Below are 18,482 nucleotides of genomic sequence, written 5' to 3'. Positions count from 1 at the left end.
AAGGCCGACACCGCCGCACGGAGGGCCGCTCGTCCCCTCGACGACCGCCGCCAGGGCGGCACGGCCGCCCTCGGCCGGAGGAAGCCGGACGCGCCGCCGGGTTCAGGTCACGGTGTGGCCGCTGTGACCGGTCCCGGCGTCCGGATCCGAGGGTGTCCCGGTAGGGTTCGCCTCCGGGAAGGGGAAGGTGAAGGAACCGGATGAGCAGGGATCTCGGTCTTCGTAGGCTCCACGCACTCCGCGGGCCCCGCGGGCCTCGCCGCACCGTGCTGATCGCGGCCTCCGTGACCGCGCTGTCGGTGACGGCGAGCGGCTGTGTCGTGGTGCACGGCGAGCGCGAGGTGCTCCCGGCCGCCACCCGCGCCGAAGCGGCCGAGGCGCTCAAGGAGTTCACGGCCGCGTACAACGAGGCCGACAAGGAGTACGACTCCTCCCTGGACGCCGACCACGTCACCGGCGCGCTCGCCGACATCGACGGGGCGCGGCTCAAGGCGGGCAAGGTCAACCACCCCGACGGCAACCCGCGTCACGTGCCGCTGGAGCTGACCGACGCGAAGTTCACCATCCCCGCCAAGGCCGGCTGGCCGCGCTGGTTCCTCGCGGACGCGGCCGCCAACAAGGGCGGTGACATCCGCTGGCTGCTGGTGTTCACCCGCGACGCGCTGGACGATCCGTGGGAGGTGGCGTTCCTGACGCTGGTCTCCCCGGAGGACATGCCGGAGTTCAAGACGGACAAGGACGGCTGGGCCGAGGCCGTCCCCGCGAACTCCACCGATCTCGCGGTCGCGCCGGGCGAGTTGAGCCAGAAGTACGCCACGTACCTGAAGGACGGCGGGGACGGTTTCGCGGACGGCCCGCACACCAGCGGGTGGCGGGACACCCGGCGGAAGCAGTCGGTGCGGCCGGGGCTGGCCACGCAGTACATCGACGAGCCGCTGGTGAACGGCGACTACGCGCCGCTGGCGCTGCGCACGGCGGACGGCGGGGCGCTGGTGTTCTTCACGACGCGGCACTTCGAGAAGCAGACGGCGGCGGCCGGGGCGACGGTGCCGACGCCGAACGAGGACGTGCTGGCGCTGACCACCGGGGAGATACGGCAGTCGCTGACGATGGAGTTCGTCTCCAACGAGGTGGCGCTGGACCCGGCGGACGGTCCGGTGGAGGTGCTGGGGCGGATCCAGGGGCTGACGTCCGCGAAGGGCGAGTAGCGGCGGCGGACGGCGTGCGGGGACCGGCGTGACGGTCAGTGGCGCAGGGGCCAGGCGGCTTCGGTGGGGTCGGGCTGGTCGCCGGCGTACCGGGCGCAGGCGTCCGTGAGGTACTCCAGCAGGCTCAGCGGGTCGGGCAGCGGGTGCTCGGGGCCGCGCTCCCAGTGGACCGACGGGTCGTCGTCACCGAGGAGGCGGGACGGCGGGACGAGGACGTAGGAGCCCCGGCAGTGCCAGCGCAGTCCGGGATGCTCGTCCATGGTCTCCGGATGGCAGTCCAGCTCGCAGGGCCACCACTCGTCCTCGTCCTCGGGGGTGCCCCGGGTGAGGGTGAAGAACAGCATGCGGCCGTCGTCGCTCTCGGCGACCGGGCCGACCTCGACGCCGGCCTCCAGCAGGCGGTCCAGCGCCTCACGGCCCGCGTCGAGGGGGACGTCGAGGACGTCGTGCACCATGCCGGTCGCGGTGATGAAGTTGGCCTGCGGCTGGTGGCGGGCCCAGCGCTCGATCTGGGCGCGGTCGGTGGTCGACTGGGTCTGCCAGGCGAAGGACACCGGGTGCCGGGCGGGGGTGGGACAGCCCACGCGGTCGCAGGAACAGCGGTAGCCGGCGGGGTGCGCGGCGGGCGCGAGCGGCAGTCCCGCTTCGGCGGCGGCGAGCAGCAGGGCCTCACGGCCGCCGTCACCGGCGGCCTCCTTCGGGCGGCGTCCTCGCAGCCACTGGGAGAGTCTGCCCTGCCGGCCGCTCCGGCCGCCGAACTCCACGCTCATCTATCCCCTCGCCTCGCCGTCGTGCGCTCCAGCATGCCCTATGGTCCCACGATCGTGCGCATCGGGGGCCCGGAGCCCACAATCGGCGCAGGTGGGACGAGGGTGACGCGACAGGGCGCAAGCTGACCGGTGGGGCGAACGGGACATGTGCGCGCCAGGGCGGACCGGACACCCGGACAGCCGGACGGGACGCGGCGGACCGGGTGTCGGTGCGCGGTCCGCCCCGACGGGCCCGCCTACCGTGGGCGGCATGGTCTCGTGGATCGCGTCGACGGCGCCGGCCGCCCTGCTGTCCGTGGTGTCCCTGGCCGCGCTGCCGTTCACGGGGCACGGCGGCTCTCCCCCGCTGGAGTGGGGCGGCGGCCCGCTGACGGTGGACTCGCTGCCCCGGGTGACGTACGTCGCCCACCGCGGCGGGGCGCGGGAGGTGCCGGAGAACAGCATGACGGGGCTGATGGCGGCGTACCGGCGCGGCACGGCGCAGGTGCTGGACTTCGACACCCGGGTGCTGCGGGACGGCACCCCGGTGGTCTTCCACGACGCGACCCTGAACCGTACGACCTTCCTGGGCGGGGAGGTGCGGAAGCTGGACGCGCAGGAGTGGAAGGGGGTGCGGCTGCGTCCGCGCGACAGCCTGCCGGGGAGCTGGCGCTCGGAGCGGCCGCCGACGGTCGAGGAGGTGCTGGACCGGCTGGGCGGGCGGATCCTGCTGATGCTGGAGCTGAAGGATCCGCGCGGGCTGGACCGGGTGGCCGGGATGATCCGGGCGCGGGGGCTGACCCGGTCGGTGTTCGTCAACACCAACGACCCGGCGGTCGCGCGGCGGGTGCACCGGCGGGGCCTGCTGACCCAGCTGTGGCGCTCGGCCGACCAGATGCGCACCGACCGGCCGGAGCGGTGGCGGTCCTTCGTCGACCTGCTGGACGTCGACGTCCACGCCCGGGACGCGGACCTGAAGCGCGCGGTGCGCTCGGGGATCGGGCGGGTGTGGGCGCACACCGTCATCACCCCGGCGCAGCGCGACCGTGCCCTGGCGCTCGGCTGCGACGGGGTCCTCACGGACGCGCCGGGGCGGCTGGCGCGGTACCGGGCACGGGTGCCGGGGCCGGTCAGCGCGGTGACGGGGCGCTGACGGCGGGCCGGGCGGGACCCGGGTCAGCGGGGGGCGAGGCCGTGGAGGGCGTAGTCGACGAGGGTGTCGGTGTACGCGTGGTCGATGGGGCCGGTGTACTGCAGCCAGCGCTGGGCGAGCGGGGAGACGAAGAGCTCCAGGGCGATGCGCGGGTCGATGTCGGGGCGGACGTCCCCGGCCTCCTGCGCGGCGCGCAGCCGGTCGACGTAGAGCTGGAGCTGGGGTTCGAGGAGCCGGGCGACGAAGCGCCGGCCGAGCTCCTCGTTGACGACGCCCTCGGCGGCCAGGGCACGGAAGGGCGCCTCGAAGGCGGGGTCGCGCAGCTCGTCGACGGTGGCGCGCAGGACGTTCTTGAGGTCGGCGGCGAGGTCCCCGGTGTCCGGGATGCTGTAGGGGACCTGCCCGGCAGCCTCGGCGGCCTGTTCGCTCAGCTCCAGGAACGCCTCGAGCAGCACGTCCGCCTTCGACGACCACCAGCGGTAGATCGTCTGCTTGCCGACGCCGGCGCGGGAGGCGATCCCCTCGATGGTGGTCTTCGGATACCCCACCTCGGCGACGAGGGCGAGGGCGGCGTCGTAGATGGCACGACGGGACCGCTCGCTGCGGCGCGAGGTGTCGGGGGCGGGCGGCTGTTTCTGGACCATGGCGCGAATTTATCAGGTTGACAAGACGCAACGTCTCGCCGGACAGTGGAGCGGACAACATGCGAGACGAACCGTCTCGTATCTTCTCCGCTCATGTTCTCTCCACCGGAAGGAGCCCCTCATGACCCGAGGCGGGAACACGCTGGGTGTCGGCGGCGCCCGGCGGCACCTGGGCCGCGAGGCCCTGCGCGGCGGCGGCCACGGCGGCCGCATCGGCGGCGGCACGGACCCCCGGGCCCAGAAACGCGAACTGCTGCGCAAACTCCAGGAACGGCGCAACGCCCGCCAGGAGGGCGACGAGGGGGAGGAGAACGGTCAGCCGGTCCAGCGGTAGACGACCGGCCCTGGCGGCGGGCGCCGCGGGCGCGGTCGGCCGGATCGGCGAGGATCACCGGCGGCCTCCGGGTCTTCCGGGTGGCGGCCTCACCGCCGCCGGCCGTCGAAGGCTCCGGAGGAGAGCCGCTCGTACGCGCGTCGCGGACCGGTCCGCGGCACCGCGACGGTGAGGGACACCCCGGCGTCACGCCGGCCGGCGGACGACCGTGACCGCTAGTCCCGCTCGGGCGCCGGCGGCCAGGGGTCGCCCCAGTCCGTGTCGCGGGCCGCGCGGTAGAGGGCGCCGTGGCGCTTGGTGATCGTGGTGCGGTGGAGGGCCGGGTCCGTCTCGCAGAGGTCGAGGAGGACCTGGCCCTTGCGGATCTGGGGCCTGCGGACGACGCGGGCGGGGGCCGGGGCGGCCGGGTGCCGGGTCGCGGCGACGTAGCTGAACTTCTCGTCCTCGTAGGCGAGGGTGCCGCCCTTGACCTGGCGGTGCAGCGAGGAGCGGCTGACCCGCGCCGAGAAGTGGCACCAGTCCGTGCCGGGCGCGATGGGGCAGGCCGCGCTGTGCGGGCACGGGGCGGCCACGTGGAAGCCCGCGGCGATCAGCCGGTCGCGGGCCTCGATCGTGCGGGCGTACCCGTCGGGGGTGCCGGGCTCCACGATCACCACGGCCCGCGCGGCGCCGGCGGCCGCGTCGACGAGGGCCGCGCGGTCGGGGGCGGTGAGTTCGTTGAGCACGTAGGAGACGGTGACGAGGTCCGTCGGCTCGAGGGCGAGCGCCGGTCCGATCCGGGCGCGCTCCCAGCGGGCGGCGCGCAGGGCCGGGTGCCCGGCGGCCAGTTCGCGGCCGAGGTCGAGCGCGGGTCCGGCCCAGTCCAGCACGGTCACCGGACGCTCCCCATCCCAGGTCGCGCTCACCGCCCACGCCGCCGCGCCGGTGCCGCCGCCCACGTCGACGTGGTTCCCGGGCGCCCACCCGGGCACGGCGTCGGCGAAGGCGCGGAGCGCCGCGTGGACCGCCTCGAAGGTGGCGGGCATGCGGTACGCGGCGTACGCGGCCACGTCGGCGCGGTCGCGCAGGATGGGGGCGTCGGTGGGGGTGGCGCCCCGGTAGTGGGCGATCAGCCGCTCGACGGCCTGAGCGGCCTGCCGCGCCGGAATCCCGTCGAGCAGCCCCCCGAGGGCGGCACGCAGGGAGTCGGCGGTGGGGAGGGGGGCGGGGGCGTTCACCCGGTGATTCTACTGACCCCCAGGGGGCCTCGTTTCCGCATGTGGGCCGGGGCGTGCCGACGGACCGGCACGCCTGGCGGCGATGGGGCCGGCGGGCCGTGGCTCCGCCGGGGTCAGGCCGGCGACAGGACCGGGACGCCGGACGGCCCGTTGCCGGGGGCCGGGAATCCGTGGGCGCCGCGGGCGCGGTGTCACGGGATCCGGGGCTCCGTGGGTACGGACGTCCGGGCGGCCCGGGCCTTCTGCCGGGGATGCCCCGCCCCGGAAGCGCCGTCAGCGCCCGGTCAGGGCCCGCACGGCAGGACTCCGGTGAGGCCGGCGGCCGTCACGGGGCAGCCGCGAGGCCGCGGCGCTCCCGACCCGCGGGACGCCAGGACGGGCGGCGCGGGCGGCGCGACGCCGTCGTCGGGGCCCCCGAGGGGGCCCCTCACCTCCCCCGCACCGCCCGCGCCACCCGGGTCGCCGCGTCCGCGCGGGGCGTGCTGTCGGGCGGGGTGGGGCGGCGGGGGTGGACCGTGTTGGCGAGGAGGACGACGAAGGTGTCCGTGGCGCGGTCGAGGACCAGGGACGTGCCGGTGAAGCCGGAGTGGCCGGCGGCGCCGCGGCCCGCGAGGGCGCCCATGAAGGAGGGCTGGTCCACGGCGAAGCCGAGGCCCGGGGGCCGCAGCATGAGGTCCACGTGGTCCGGGCCGAGGATGCGGGCGGGCCCGTACGCCCCGCCCGCCAGCAGGGTGCGGCAGAGGACCGCGAGGTCGCCCGCCGTGGCGAAGAGGCCCGCGTGGCCGGCGACCCCGCCCAGCGCCCAGGCGTTCTCGTCGTGCACCTCGCCCCGCAGCATCCCCCGGTCCGCCTTGCCCCACGGCCGCCGCTGGTCCTCGGTCGCGGCGGCCGACGGGCACGGCCCGAACCCGGTCGCGTCCATGCCGAGGGGCCGGGTGATGCCGTCGCGCACCAGGACGTCGAGGGGGCGGCCGGTGAGGCGTTCCAGGACGTGCTGGAGCAGCAGCATGTTCAGGTCGGAGTAGCAGTACGTGCCGGGCACGCCGACCGGCCGTTCCGCGCGCAGCCGCGCCAGCCGTTCGGCGTCGTCGGCGCAGTCGTACAGCGGCAGTTCGGGGCGCAGTCCGGAGGTGTGGGTGAGCAGCTGGCGCACGGTGATGCCGTGCCGTACGGCCGCCGTGAAGTCCGGCAGGTAGGCGCCGACGCGCGCGTCGAGGCCCAGCGTGCCCCGCTCGATCTGCTGCACGGCGGCCACCGCCGTGAACAGCTTGGTGACGGAGGCCAGGTCGAACGGGGTGTCCACGGTCATCGGCACCCGCTGCTCCGGCGGCAGCTCGACGGGCGCGTCCGCCGTCCCGTCGTAGCCGGCGTAGCGCACCGCCCAGCCCACCGCCTCTTCCACGGCGATCACCGGGCCGCGTCCGACGGCCACCACCGCGCCCGCCGCCCAGGGCCGTCCGCCCTCGGTGCGGGCGCGGACCTCCTGGACCAGACGCCGCAGCTCCCCGGCGTCCAGCCCGGCCCGTTCCGGGGTGCCCCGGCGCAGTCTCGGGGTGCTCAGACGCCCCCGCCCTTCCTGTCCGTCCCGCTCCTCCACGGGCGGCACATTCCCAGGAAGCAGGCCGTCGCCACCAGGGCGGAGGCCAGCTGGACGACGGCCATCGGGACGGCGGTGTCCTCGCCGGCGATGCCGACCAGCGGGGTGACGACCGCGGCGACCAGGAAGGACGTGGTCCCGAGCAGGGCGGACGCGGAGCCCGCGGAGTGCTTGGTGCGCAGCAGGGCGAGGGTCTGGGTGTTGGGCAGGGTGACGCCCATCGCGGACATCAGCACGAACAGCGCGACGGCCACGGGCGCCAGCCCCGTCTCGCCGAACACGCCGAGGGACAGCAGCAGCAGCACCGTCGCCGCGGCCACCACGACGGCGAGCCCGACGCCGAGCACCTTGTCCAGCCGGACCCGTCCGACCAGCACCTTGCCGTTGATCTGGCCCACCACCATCAGCCCGACGGAGTTCAGCCCGAACAGCAGGCTGAAGGTCTGCGGGGAGGCGCCGTAGATCTCCTGGACGACGAACGGGGACGCCGAGACGTAGGCGAACAGCGAGGCGAAGGCGAAGCCGCCGGCCAGCGTGTAACCGGTGAAGACCCGGTCGGCGAGCAGCCGGCGCATCGAGCCGAGGGTCTCGCCCACTCCCCCGTCGTGCCGGTCGGCCGGTGCGAGCGTCTCCGGCAGCTTCGCCCACACCACGGCGGCCAGCAGCACCCCGATGGCGGTCAGGACGACGAACACGCCCCGCCAGTCGGTCACCCGCAGGATCTGCCCGCCGACCAGCGGCGCCATGATCGGCGCGATCCCGGAGATCAGCATGAGGGTGGAGAAGAAGCGGGCCATGGCCACGCCGTCGTACAGGTCGCGGGCGACCGCGCGGGCGATGACGATGGCGGCCGCGCCCGCGAGTCCCTGGACCAGCCGGAAGGCGACGAGGAGTTCGACGGTGGGGGCGAGGGCGCACAGCGCGGTGGCGACGACGTACACCGCGAGGCCGGCCAGCAGCGGCCGGCGGCGGCCCCAGCGGTCGCTCATCGGCCCGACGACCAGCTGCCCGAACGCCATGCCGGCCAGGCAGGCGGTGAGGGTGAGCTGGACGGTGGCGGCGGGCGCGTGCAGGGACCGGGTGACCTCCGGGAGGGCCGGCAGGTACATGTCCATCGCCAGCGGCGGGGTGGCCGTGAGCCCGCCGAGGAGCAGCGTGACCAGCAGACTCGTACGCCGGCCGGGGACCGCGCTCCGGGCCGCCGGGACCGCGCCCTTCACCGCCCCTGCCGCGCCGCCCGGCGCCGGGTCCGGCGGCCCGCCCCTGCCCTTGTCCGCAGTCCCCTCCGGTGCCCCGCCGCCGGCCGGACCGGCCGACGGCTTCGATATGGACGCCCCGCCCTCGGGCATGTGCCCCTCCCTTTTTCTGTCTTCGGCTCCCTATGCTCTCAGCTCGTACGGAGTGCTCGGCATCGACGGTGATGTCATGGGAGCGCTTCCATCGACTCTCGCCGACGATACGGCGAACGACACGATCAGGGTGGGACGGATGACGGAGCAGAAGGTGCGCTGGGGGATCCTGGCGACCGGGGGGATCGCCGCGAGGTTCACCGCGGACCTGGCGGACGTGCCCGACGCGGAGGTCGTGGCGGTGGCGTCGCGGTCGACGGAGCCGGCGAAGGCGTTCGCCGAACGGTTCGGCATACCGCGGGCCTACGGCGACTGGGAGTCGCTGGCGCTCGACGAGGAGGTCGACGTCGTCTACGTCGCCACTCCGCACACGGCGCACCGCGCGGCGGCCGGGCTGATGCTGGAGTCCGGGCGGAACGTGCTGTGCGAGAAGCCGTTCACGCTGAACGCGCGGGAGGCCGAGGAGCTGGTCGCGCTGGCGCGGGGCAACGGGCGTTTCCTGATGGAGGCCATGTGGACGTACTGCCATCCGATGGTGCGGCGGCTGAAGGCGCTGGTCGACGACGGCGCGATCGGCGAGGTGCGCCACGTGCAGGCGGACTTCGGTCTCTCGGGTCCGTTCCCGGCGTCGCACCGGCTGCGGGACCCGGCGCTGGGCGGGGGCGCCTTGCTGGACCTGGGCGTGTACCCGGTGTCGTTCGCGCAGCTGCTGCTCGGGGAGCCGTCGGACGTCACGGCGCGGGCGATGCTCTCGGAGGAGGGCGTCGATCTCCAGACGGGGGCGCTGCTCTCGTGGGAGAACGGCGCCCTCGCCTCGGTGCACTGCTCCATCGTGGGCGGTACGGCGACCTACGCCTCGGTCACCGGCTCCGAGGGACGCATCGACATTCCGTCCGGCTTCTTCTTCCCGGAGCGGTTCGTGCTGCACCGGGTCGGCCGTGACGCCGAGGAGTTCACGGCCGACCCGGCCGACGGCCCCCGCGACAGCCTCAAGCACGAGGCCGTCGAGGTGATGCGGGCCCTGCGGGCCGGCGAGACCGAGTCCCCGCTGGTCCCGCTGGACGGCACCCTCGCCGTGATGCGGACGCTCGACGCGATCCGGGACCGCGTCGGCGTCCGCTACCCGGGCGAGGACGCGAACGGCACGGCGGTCAGGCCGGCTTGAGCCCCGGGTCCCCCGCCTCCGTGACGAAGGAGGCGGCGGTGGTGAGCGGCGCGCCCTGCGTGGTCACGTGGGAGACCGTCTTGAAGTCGGCGCGCGCCCGCTCCCGGCCGAGCGTGACGGTCGTGTAGCCGCGCAGGCCGTTGTAGAAGCGCATGTGCGGATTGGCGGCGGTCAGGCTGTCCCAGTTGGCGGGCTTCTCCGCCCCGTTGCCGCCGCTGGTGACGGAGGTGGTGACGATCTCGGTGCCCACGGTCCTCGAGCCGGGGTCGGAGAAGTCGCGCTTGATGTCGAAGCCGTAGTGGACGTGCACGTCGCCGGTGAGGACCATCAGGTTCTCCACGCCGGCGGCCTGCGCGCCGGCCAGGACGCGCTCGCGGGAGGCCGGGTAGCCGTCCCAGGAGTCCATGGAGACCTTGGCGGGCGGGGTGGGCCTGTCGAGCCGCTGGGAGAAGGTGACCTGCTGCGGCACGACGTTCCACACCGCGTCGGAGCGCCGCCAGCCGTCGAGCAGCCAGCGCTCCTGGGCGGCGCCGGTGAGGGTGCGCGAGGGGTTCTCGGACTCGGGGCCGGGGTACTGCCAGCCGTCGCCGTAGGCCTGGTCGGAGCGGTACTGCCGGGTGTCGAGCACGTCGAACTGGGCGAGGCGGCCCCAGTGCAGCCGGCGGTACAGCTTCAGGTCGGGGCCCTCGGGGAGCTGGGGCCGGCGCAGCGGCATGTTCTCCCAGTAGGCGCGGTAGGCGGCGGCCCGGCGCAGCAGGAACTCCTCCGGCGGGACGCTGTTCTCGGGGGTGTCGTCGGCGTAGTTGTTCTCGGTCTCGTGGTCGTCCCAGGTGACGACGAAGGGGTGCGCGGCGTGCGCGGCCCTGAGGTCGGGGTCGGACTTGTAGAGGGCGTACCGCAGCCGGTAGTCCTCCAGCGTGACGGTCTCCCGGCGGAACAGGTCGGGCAGGGTGCCGGCCGGGTAGGCGCGGGAGCCGGCGACGTCGTTGACGGCGTACTCGTAGAGGTAGTCGCCGAGATGGAAGACGACGTCGACGTCCTCCTGCGCGAGGTGCCGGTAGGCGGTGTAGTAGCCCTGGTCGTAGCGCTGGCAGGAGACGACGCCGAAGGTGAGGTCCGCGGCGCGGCTGCGGGCGGCGGGCGCGGTGCGCGTGCGGCCGGCGGGGCTGACGAAGCGGCCGGCGCGGAAGCGGTAGTGGTAGACGCGGCCGGGGGCGAGGCCGCCGGCCTCGACGTGCACGGTGTGGTGGAACTCGGGGTGGGCGGTGGCCTTCCCGCGTCTGACGACGCTGCGGAAGCGGGCGTCGAGGGCGATCTCCCACTCGACGGTGACGCGGCGGGCGGGCAGCCCGCCGTCCGTCTGGTACGGCGCGGGCGCGAGGCGGGTCCACAGCAGCACCGAGTCGGGGTGCGGGTCGCCGGAGGCGACGCCGAGGGTGAAGGGGTCGTCGGTGAGCCGCGCGGTGTCCAGTTCGGCGGCGGCCGCGGTGCCCGCGCCGGGCACGCCGACGGCGAAGGCGAGCGCGGCGGCGGCCCCGGTGGCGGTCAGGAAGCGACGGCGGCCGATGTGGCGGGCGGCGGCGCGGAGTTCGGGCGCGTGGGACGGGCGGGCCTCGGGTGTCGTCGGTACCTGTGCCATCGGTTCCTCCCCTGGCGGACATGTGGGTGCGGGAGGAATTGCAGTGGCCGGGGACGACGTGGCATTGACGCGTACACAGCATCCGGATGACGGTCGCATGAGGCCCACATGGCGAACCCTCGCCTACGCTGCGGTGCCATGAACGCCAAGGAAACGGACGGACGGGACGGGCGGGCCGGGATCGCGGTGGTCATCGGGGCGGGCTCCGGCATCGGTCGCGCGGTGACCCGTGAACTGCTGCGCGGGGGCTGATCGGTGGTGCTGGCGGGGCGCAGGGCGGAGACGCTGGAGGAGACGGCGGGGGCGGGCGGTGCGGAGTGCGGGGAGGTCCTGGCCGTCCCGACGGGCGTGTCACAACCGGGAGACGCGGAGGCGCTGTTCGCGGCGGCGGTCGGGCGCTTCGGGCGGCTGGACCTGCTGTTCAACAACGCCGGTACGGCGGGGTGCCGGTGGAGGAGCTGCCGTACGAGGCGTGGCGGCAGTGGTGGACACCGACATCAACGGCCGAAGCCCTGCAGCCAGGCGGGCGGACGACTGCGGATGTCCCCGGTCTCGAGCGGCCGGCCGCCGCGGTGCTTGCCGGTCAGCAGACCCATGGCGAGGAGGCTGCGGTTGACGGACGCGAGGCCGGCCTTCTCGCAGAGCAGGAGCATCTCGGGGGCGTCGTCGAGGACGTTGAGCGCGTGCTGCACGGCGGCGCAGTGCGGCCCCTCGGCGAAGACGGCGGCGCGGGCGGGGTCGTCGGTGCTCCAGGCGTACGCCCGGAGCAGCCCTTCCGCGACCAGTTCCTCGCACGCGTCCCGCAGCACGGCCGCCCGGCCGGCGTCGGCGTCGGCGAGGTGGAGCTGGTAGAGGTCGACGTGGTCGGTGCCGAGCCGGCGCAGGGAGGCGGTCAGGCACGACGGAGGTGCTCCGGGGAGTCGTCGGCGCCGGGGGCGGTGCGGGTGCCGGGGTCGAAGAGGTTGCCCCACTTGGTGGCGACGACGACGTCGTCCCGCCGCGAACCGAGCGCCCTGCCGAGGATCACCTCGCTGTGCCCGGTGCGTCGGTGGTGTCGAAGAAGGTGACACCGAGGTCGAGCGCCCGGTGGATCGCCCGCACGGACTCCTCGTCGTCGACCCTCCCCCACCCGAGCGGCTGCCCGGTGGCGTCCCGCCACTCCCCACCGATCGCCCAGCACCCGAACCCGAGCGCGCTGACCTGGATACCACTGGGTCCCAGTGTGCGGGTGAACTCCGTGTCGGGGACGGTAGGAGTTGGAGCGCGCGCCATGGCAAGGGAGTTGCTCTTGCACCCTGCCCTACTGCAAGACCAGCCGATGTGGGTGAGACCAGTCTTGGGAGCAGACGAAAATCATGAGTCGTCCTCCCCGACCCACGACGACTCGGGTAGGAGTGTTCGCGTCCGTGTCCGCCACGTCACGGTCCTCCAGAGGAACCCAGCTGCGGGTGCCTCGATCCCACTCACGGCTGTCGACCGTCAACAAGAGGTCCATTCGCCGCCCACACCCGCACGTCACATCCTCCGGGCCGGTGACCGGCCACGGCGCGAACCCGCCGACTTTCCATCCAGGAGGGATGGAAAGGTCGAACTGGTAACTGACCGCGTCCTCGTCCTCCCAGTCCTCCCATTCATCCAGACGCGCTCTGATCGAGTAGGGCAGCAGATCCCCCCACTGATGCTCGATAACTTGTTCGGGATGGATGATGCAGGGCTCGGGCACATACTCAGCGCGCCCCACGACTTCCGGCTCCGGTTGCTCGCGAAGGACTTCGGTGACCTCTGACGCCTTTCGCCAGAAGAGATGCACACCGACATTACGGTCTGCCCCGTGAGCGTTGAACGGACACCAGAAGACCTGCAACAGGTCGGCGTCGTCGGGGAGGCTCAGACCTGGAATGTCCTGTGTGCGTAGTTGCACGACAGGAAGTAGGGGAATGGGATCGACGTCCGTCAGCCACGGCGCGTGACGCCCGCGACGGAACGTGCGCAGAAGCTCATATTCCTCCTCAGTCGGTCCGGCGGCCAGCAACCTCCTGGTCAAGCGGACCTCGCTGAGGCGTTCACCGAAGCGGCGCTTGTGCGGTTCCCTGCACTGAGGCCACGGTTCGTCGGACGGCCAGAGGAAGGGACCGCCAACTGAGCTCTCCTCCGGCATGGTGGCCCCCGGACGCGGGTGCAGTCGGGTAGCGACTCCGCGATGCTCGGACAGTTCGGGAATCACCGCCTCGATATCTACGGGGCGCTCGGGCGTGGTGCGCGTCATGGTGCTCCTGTTCCGTCTCTCACGGCAGCATACTCAACAGGTACGGGACATGGGACTGCGCAGTGGCGGCTCGGCCGACCACAGGATTTCAAGGAGTCCGCACCCCCGCCGCCGGATTGTCCAGGAAACCGCTCAGGGAAAATCCCTTGTTACCGAAGGCTTCGAATTCGAGACGTATGGGAATGGGATTGACGCCCTCATAGATCGGAGTCACACTGTATTGAACGATCTCGTCCTTCATGGCCGCATCCGCAACGGGCTTCTCGAACATCTCATACATGTGCGGATGATTGGTCGGGTTTTGCGTCAAAGTAACCAAATTATGCGGCGCGTTCGGCCCTTTACCAGCCCCGCCCAACGTGTTGGCCAGCAGGTGACCACGCGCTTCGTTGAACAACGTCCCGTGACCTCGCCAGCCCTTTGTCCACATCTTGCCCGCTTCCGTCCCTTGCGCAATAACCATCTCCTTACGAATACAGGCGGACACGCCGGTGGGCCGGCCCAGGTGGTCAGTAGCCTTGTAACGGACGCTGCCACCCCACGCATAACGATCCGGACGGTTGGCATAGCGGGGCGCGAGCCCGAGCGGATCACACCCCTGCAAAGGGTTGAAAACGTAAACGTCAGGATTGGGCGCAGGCTCCAACCCGAGAGGGTCCGGGCTGAAGTACCGGGCTGTCTCCGGATCGTAGTAGCGCTGGAAGTTGTAATGGAGACCCGTTTCAGGGTCGAAGTACTGCCCCGGAAACCTCAGAGGCGTATACGCTGCCGCATCACGGTTCCACGCTGTCACGCCCCAGACGGTGGCGCGTGATCGCCAGGCAAGGTCACCATCCTCGCCCACGAGTTCCGTCGGCGTTCCGATCAGATCCGTGACTATGGAAAAGAATCGAGAATCTATCTCATCCCGACTCAAAGAGTCGACCCGGCGTTCGATCTGAGAAACTGGGTGGAGTCCGTCATACTCCCACGTCGTGACCACAGGGTGGGGAAGATCGGGGCCGGTGACTTCTTGTTCCGCCAAATACGCCCCGTCCCAGGTGAAACGAACCTCTTCCACTACTCTTTGACCGTCGGAACCGAGACGTTGTTTGCACGTACGCCGACCCAAGGGGTCGTAGAGATAGCGCCACACAACGCCGTCAGGCGTCGTGACGGAAGTCAGCCGGTCCTCACCGTCCCAGGTGTAGTGCCACACGTGGGCTTTGCGTGACAGCCTGACCTTACGGCGTGTAACGACACGGCCGGCAGCGTCGTAGCCGTACCGTATTCCGCCCGCGCGCATGAGCTTGTTGCCCCGGTGGACTCGATCACCTTGAGCTTCCTTACCAGGGTGATGCCCCGGCCATTCGGCATAGCTTTGATTTCCGCCCGCGTCGTACGCGTATTTCTCTTGCCACCCACGCGCCTCCACTGCCGTAACTCGCCCGGCAGGATCGAGCGTGAAGCGACGCGTCCCGGACAGTGAGTCGTCCACCGCAACGAGGTGACCATCAGCCCGGTAGCTGAATGAGCGCTGGAGCAAGGACCCCATGGCGCTTGTAACCTCTTGCCCGACAACACGGCCGAGATCATCCCATTCTCGGTTGACGGAAAGCCCTGTTGGGGAAAGAGCTCGGGCAACCTCCCGGCCCGCGGCGTCATGGCAGAAGCTCAAGGCACGCCCACCGGCTCGCATTTCAGATATTCGGCCCGCCGCGTCGTACGCGTAGGTGGTCACCGAGCCGGTGGGCGTAGCCCGTTTCACAGGACGCCCGAGCTGGTCGTGCCACCGCCGTAGCACCCGGCCATCCACCGTTTCGGACAGAGCACGACCAATGGCATCTCGCTCGTAACTGATGTCACTGACCGAGTTGGACAGGCGAAGAACGCGGCCCATCACGTCTCGCTCGAAACGCGTCGTCCGGCCATCGACAGTCTTGGCCACCGTCCAGTCGAGTGCGTCGTACTGGTACTGGACACGCTGGCCCACCGCATTTGTCCGGCTCACCAACCGGCCCGCCAAGTCGTATGTGTACTCGACGCGACGCCCGTCGAAGTCGGTCTCCGCCGTCAAGCGACCCGCCTGGTCGTACTCGTAATCCCACGTCCTGCCCTGTGGATCGATGACCTTGGACAGTTGGAGGGTGGGGCTGTGTTCGTACTCATACCGACTTCCGTCGGCGAGAGTCTGGCTGGCAAGCATGTCGAAGTGGGTATACGTGTATCGAGTGACGCGCCCCTCTCCATCGGTGTAACTCAGGCAGTTTCCTTCGCCGTCGTAAGACCAGGTCTCTTCGTTGCCCTGTGCTCCCACCCTGCGTGTCAAGTGTCCGTCGACCGACCACCACAACCTGGTCTCGACTCCCGTGGCATCAACTACCGCGCTCAGACGCCCAAAAGCATCGTAGCGATACTCAGTACTCGCTCCCAGCGGGTCGGTGACGAGCGTCGGCAGGCCGGCGGCGTTGTTCTGAATGGTCATGGAGTTACCCAACGCATCAGTGGCCCGGATCAGGTGACCGCTCCGGTCGTACAGGAACGTCATCGTGGCGCCTGACTCGTCCGTCACCGAGGTCCGGTTCCCGCGCTCGTCATACGTGTGCCGAATGGTTGTTCCATCCTCCTGAAGGATGAGCACCGGAAGGTTCAGGTCGTTGTACTCGGCCGTGGTTTCCGCGCCGTCTGCCCGTATAACGCGTCGAGGCAGGCCAAGAGCATTGTTCACTATGCGAGTGTGATTTCCGAGCGGATCCGTACGCCCGGTTATGTGATGCCCCTGATCGTACTCAGTACGTGTCACAGCGCCGAGGGGATCAATTTCGGCGACTATCAGAAATGCGTCGTCGACTACATACTTCGAGGTGTGGTCATCACCGGTAGTAGCCGTCGTCACCCGCAACCCCGGGAACGCAGGGTCACTGGTGTCATAGGCAAGAGACAAAGTGCAGTGTCCGGCTTCACCGCCTTCGAATACGCACCGGTCCTCGTCGTCGTATTCATAGCGATAGCGGCTGCCGTTCGAGTCGATCCAGGTAACTATCCGCAGGCGGTCGTCATACTCGAACCTCAGTTGCAGGCCATTCGCCCCGTGCACTTCCGTGAGATTGCCGCCGGTATAGACGAACCGCCTGATGAGCGCATCGCCACCCCCCTCTTCACCGCCGACGAGATGGAGGCTGGTAAGCCGACCCTCTTCGATGGTGAGCCGGAGATAGTACCCGCCTGACGAGCGGATACCGACCGGAAAGCCAAGTTCGTCATAAATGAATTCGATGCACCGACCGTTACGGTCGCGGAGCGCGATTATGGGTGCGCAACCGTCGCTCTTCGGCTTGTCGAACCGAAACTCCAACCCTCCGAACGGGTCAGTTACCCGGTATCCACCATCGTCGAGCCGGGTCAACGGCAACGGGGGGCCGACCTGAGGGTGTACCGACTCTTCGACATCGGGATGGGGATAGGACAGAAGTTGACCATCGTCAGTAACGAAGATGATCCCTTCGTCATCTATTTCGAGGCGCTGATCGGCAGTGGACGTCCATGAGGGACCGAACCACCACCCCGCCCGATAGTCGGACTGAACACGACGCTGGAAAACCAAGGGCAGAGCACCGGGCAGTTCCACGTCCGTCTGAGGAAGGAACATCGCCCCCGTAGCCATGTCGATCGGGTCGCTCAGTCCCCTTCGAACCCTCGACTGCATGCGCGCGAAGGCTTCTTGGGACCTACTGAGCATGCTGCGAGCGCTCTTACCCAGTCCGCGCACTCCCGCGGCCATGCCCTTGAGCCCCATGGAACCCAGATTTCTCATGCCTTTGGCGAGTCCGCCGAGGGTGGTCAGGCCCTTCATTCCGGGGATGCACTCCAGCGCGGCCAGTCCCACGTCCCATAGGGATGCCTGGCCTTTGCTGTATTTGTGGAGCGTGTCGGCGAGGACGACGAGGGCGGCGATGAGGACGATCGCGCCGAGGATCGGCCCGCCGGTGATCATGGCGACGATGCCGACGACCGCCACCACGATCTTGCAGGCGGCCACGATGCTGTCCCAGTTGTCGGTGAACCAGTCGCCGATCTCCTCCCACCACGACCGGTTCCGGATCCCCGCGTCGGACGCCTCGTCGATCTTCGACTTCGCGTCCCGCGCCGCCTCCTCACGCATCTTCCGCGCGTCCGCGGCCATCTTCTTCGCCGCGGCGAGCGCGTCCTGCGCGTCGGAGACGTCCGACTGGGCTTTGTCCTGGGCGGACTTGGCGCTGCGCACGTCGCGGGTCGCGGCCCGCACCTTCGCCTCGTCCGGCTTGTCCGCATCCGACCTCGACCCCGTCGGGTCGTCCTTGTACTTGTCGGCCTCCCGCGTCGCCCGCCCCACCCACGACTCCGCCGACGCCAGCCTCGACTGCGCCGACGACAGATCCGCACGCGCCTCACGGGCCTTCGCCAGCGCCTTGTCCGCCAGCGCCTGCGCCCGCTCCAGCCTCGGCCAGTAGTCCGCGAGCGCGTCCCCGCACATCGCGTACGACTTCTCCAGCTTCCTCAGGTTCTTGGGAACGCCGGAGAACTCCTCCTTGAAGACGGTCGCCGACTTCCCCGCCCACTCCGCCAGCGTCCCCTCACCGGCCATCCCCTTGACCAGACGCAGCGCCTCGGAGACGTCGTCGGCGAAGTCGTGCAGGAACTTCGCGAGCCTGCGCACCCGCTCCGGGTCGCCGGGCGTCGGGTCCTTGTCCAGATCAAGGACATGCCAATCACTCGGCCGGTGACCCGCCATCCCGCAACCCCCGTCACGCGCACATCGTCAACGCCCGTATGCACACCTGAACTTACCTGGAACTTTCGTTCGGCAGGTAGGTGCACTCCGGACGTGGCGGAGCCCGGGAGTCGTATCCAGCTCCCGGGCTCCTGGGGGTGCCACCCAATTGCGCACGCCGGCGGCGTTTAAGAGGACGGATCAGTCGTCAGGCCGTCGTGTTCTTCCTTTGAACTACCGCGCCGGGGAAGAGGCGCAGGCGAGAGTCGAACTCGCATCCGACGGCGTTCGTCCGTCCCCGTTCGGTCCGGCGATCGGCGGCGATGCTGAGACTGGAGCGAGAGCTTGAGATTGATCACGGCCGCCTTCGCCGGCAGGCCGCGTCTTCAGGCTGAACTTCAGTTTCAGCTTGCGCTCCTGGCGCGCACCGGT

General features: G+C 70.8%; 12 protein-coding genes and 3 pseudogenes. 6 read left to right on the top strand and 9 right to left on the bottom strand.

All coding sequences use genetic code 11. The annotated features are described in order from the left end of the window. Positions 1-100: 100 nt before the first annotated feature. Positions 101-226, top strand: a pseudogene (locus tag C1708_RS36160) (iron transporter); the annotation flags it as partial. Next, a complete protein-coding gene (locus tag C1708_RS23300; protein ID WP_106414493.1) occupies positions 201-1,208 on the top strand; it encodes an SCO2278 family lipoprotein in 1,008 nt (335 codons plus the stop codon). The pseudogene C1708_RS36160 and the gene C1708_RS23300, both read left to right, overlap by 26 nt. A gap of 35 nt (positions 1,209-1,243) precedes the next feature. Here the strand turns inward: C1708_RS23300 and C1708_RS23295 are convergent, their stop codons facing one another. Next, positions 1,244-1,978 (bottom strand): bifunctional DNA primase/polymerase, encoded by a 735-nt coding sequence (locus tag C1708_RS23295; RefSeq protein ID WP_106414492.1) that lies wholly within the window; start codon positions 1,976-1,978, stop codon positions 1,244-1,246. Positions 1,979-2,228: 250 nt separating this feature from the next. On the opposite strand from C1708_RS23295, the gene C1708_RS23290 reads away from it, so the two are divergent. Next, positions 2,229-3,110 (top strand): glycerophosphodiester phosphodiesterase, encoded by an 882-nt coding sequence (locus C1708_RS23290; protein ID WP_106416450.1) that lies wholly within the window; start codon positions 2,229-2,231, stop codon positions 3,108-3,110. Between the two features lie 23 nt (positions 3,111-3,133). Here C1708_RS23290 and C1708_RS23285 read toward each other — a convergent pair whose 3' ends face one another. Then, positions 3,134-3,754 (bottom strand): TetR/AcrR family transcriptional regulator, encoded by a 621-nt coding sequence (locus C1708_RS23285; protein WP_106414491.1) that lies wholly within the window; start codon positions 3,752-3,754, stop codon positions 3,134-3,136. Between the two features lie 121 nt (positions 3,755-3,875). On the opposite strand from C1708_RS23285, the gene C1708_RS23280 reads away from it, so the two are divergent. Beyond that, entirely contained in the window at positions 3,876-4,088 is a 213-nt protein-coding gene (locus C1708_RS23280; protein WP_106414490.1) for a DUF6243 family protein, read from the top strand. Between the two features lie 215 nt (positions 4,089-4,303). Here the strand turns inward: C1708_RS23280 and C1708_RS23275 are convergent, their stop codons facing one another. The 3 genes from C1708_RS23275 to C1708_RS23265 all read right to left on the bottom strand — a co-directional run bounded on the left by C1708_RS23275 (position 4,304) and on the right by C1708_RS23265 (position 8,251). Further along, on the bottom strand, positions 4,304-5,305 hold the full coding sequence (locus C1708_RS23275) for a small ribosomal subunit Rsm22 family protein (RefSeq protein WP_106414489.1): 1,002 nt from the start codon (positions 5,303-5,305) through the stop codon (positions 4,304-4,306). A 427-nt stretch (positions 5,306-5,732) separates the two neighbouring features. After that, the gene (locus tag C1708_RS23270; protein ID WP_106414488.1) at positions 5,733-6,902 is read right to left on the bottom strand and encodes a serine hydrolase domain-containing protein; all 1,170 of its coding nucleotides are present in this window, start codon (positions 6,900-6,902) and stop codon (positions 5,733-5,735) included. Next, positions 6,863-8,251, bottom strand: coding sequence for a multidrug effflux MFS transporter (locus C1708_RS23265; protein ID WP_106414487.1), 1,389 nt, complete (start codon positions 8,249-8,251; stop codon positions 6,863-6,865). Before C1708_RS23265 ends, C1708_RS23270 begins: the two co-directional genes overlap by 40 nt. 139 nt (positions 8,252-8,390) lie before the next feature. On the opposite strand from C1708_RS23265, the gene C1708_RS23260 reads away from it, so the two are divergent. Then, positions 8,391-9,416, top strand: a complete 1,026-nt coding sequence (locus tag C1708_RS23260; protein WP_106414486.1) for a Gfo/Idh/MocA family protein — start codon at positions 8,391-8,393, stop codon at positions 9,414-9,416. On the opposite strand, the gene C1708_RS23255 is transcribed toward C1708_RS23260, so the two are convergent. After that, positions 9,403-11,055, bottom strand: coding sequence for an alkaline phosphatase D family protein (locus C1708_RS23255; RefSeq protein ID WP_106414485.1), 1,653 nt, complete (start codon positions 11,053-11,055; stop codon positions 9,403-9,405). The two genes, C1708_RS23260 and C1708_RS23255, sit on opposite strands and share 14 nt — an antisense overlap. A 138-nt stretch (positions 11,056-11,193) precedes the next feature. Here C1708_RS23255 and C1708_RS23250 point away from each other — a divergent pair. Then, positions 11,194-11,584, top strand: a pseudogene (locus C1708_RS23250) (SDR family oxidoreductase); the annotation flags it as partial. On the opposite strand, the pseudogene C1708_RS23245 reads toward C1708_RS23250, so the two are convergent. The 3 genes and pseudogenes from C1708_RS23245 to C1708_RS23235 form a co-directional block, all read right to left on the bottom strand. Further along, positions 11,562-12,327, bottom strand: a pseudogene (locus C1708_RS23245) (aldo/keto reductase); the annotation flags it as partial. The pseudogenes C1708_RS23250 and C1708_RS23245 sit on opposite strands and share 23 nt — an antisense overlap. Positions 12,328-12,355: 28 nt before the next feature. Next, positions 12,356-13,321: a hypothetical protein gene (locus C1708_RS23240; RefSeq protein WP_106414484.1), complete on the bottom strand. Its 966-nt coding sequence runs from the start codon at positions 13,319-13,321 to the stop codon at positions 12,356-12,358. Positions 13,322-13,409: 88 nt separating this feature from the next. Then, complete coding sequence (locus tag C1708_RS23235; RefSeq protein WP_157951289.1) at positions 13,410-18,071, bottom strand: DUF6531 domain-containing protein; 4,662 nt, start codon at positions 18,069-18,071, stop codon at positions 13,410-13,412. Positions 18,072-18,482: the final 411 nt, after the last annotated feature.

The organism is Streptomyces sp. DH-12, assembly GCF_002899455.1.
Lineage (GTDB): Bacteria > Actinomycetota > Actinomycetes > Streptomycetales > Streptomycetaceae > Streptomyces.
This window is presented reverse-complemented; position numbering and strand designations above follow the sequence as displayed.

Excerpts from the sequence above, each read along its gene's own strand:
- C1708_RS23265 (WP_106414487.1), bottom strand. The coding sequence starts at position 8,251 with ATGCCCGAGGGCGGGGCGTCCATATCGAAGCCGTCGGCCGGTCCGGCC.
- C1708_RS23290 (WP_106416450.1), top strand. The coding sequence starts at position 2,229 with ATGGTCTCGTGGATCGCGTCGACGGCGCCGGCCGCCCTGCTGTCCGTG.
- C1708_RS23295 (WP_106414492.1), bottom strand. The coding sequence starts at position 1,978 with ATGAGCGTGGAGTTCGGCGGCCGGAGCGGCCGGCAGGGCAGACTCTCC.
- C1708_RS23240 (WP_106414484.1), bottom strand. The coding sequence starts at position 13,321 with ATGACGCGCACCACGCCCGAGCGCCCCGTAGATATCGAGGCGGTGATT.
- C1708_RS23255 (WP_106414485.1), bottom strand. The coding sequence starts at position 11,055 with ATGGCACAGGTACCGACGACACCCGAGGCCCGCCCGTCCCACGCGCCC.
- C1708_RS23300 (WP_106414493.1), top strand. The coding sequence starts at position 201 with ATGAGCAGGGATCTCGGTCTTCGTAGGCTCCACGCACTCCGCGGGCCC.
- C1708_RS23235 (WP_157951289.1), bottom strand. The coding sequence starts at position 18,071 with ATGGCGGGTCACCGGCCGAGTGATTGGCATGTCCTTGATCTGGACAAG.
- C1708_RS23285 (WP_106414491.1), bottom strand. The coding sequence starts at position 3,754 with ATGGTCCAGAAACAGCCGCCCGCCCCCGACACCTCGCGCCGCAGCGAG.
- C1708_RS23260 (WP_106414486.1), top strand. The coding sequence starts at position 8,391 with ATGACGGAGCAGAAGGTGCGCTGGGGGATCCTGGCGACCGGGGGGATC.
- C1708_RS23280 (WP_106414490.1), top strand. The coding sequence starts at position 3,876 with ATGACCCGAGGCGGGAACACGCTGGGTGTCGGCGGCGCCCGGCGGCAC.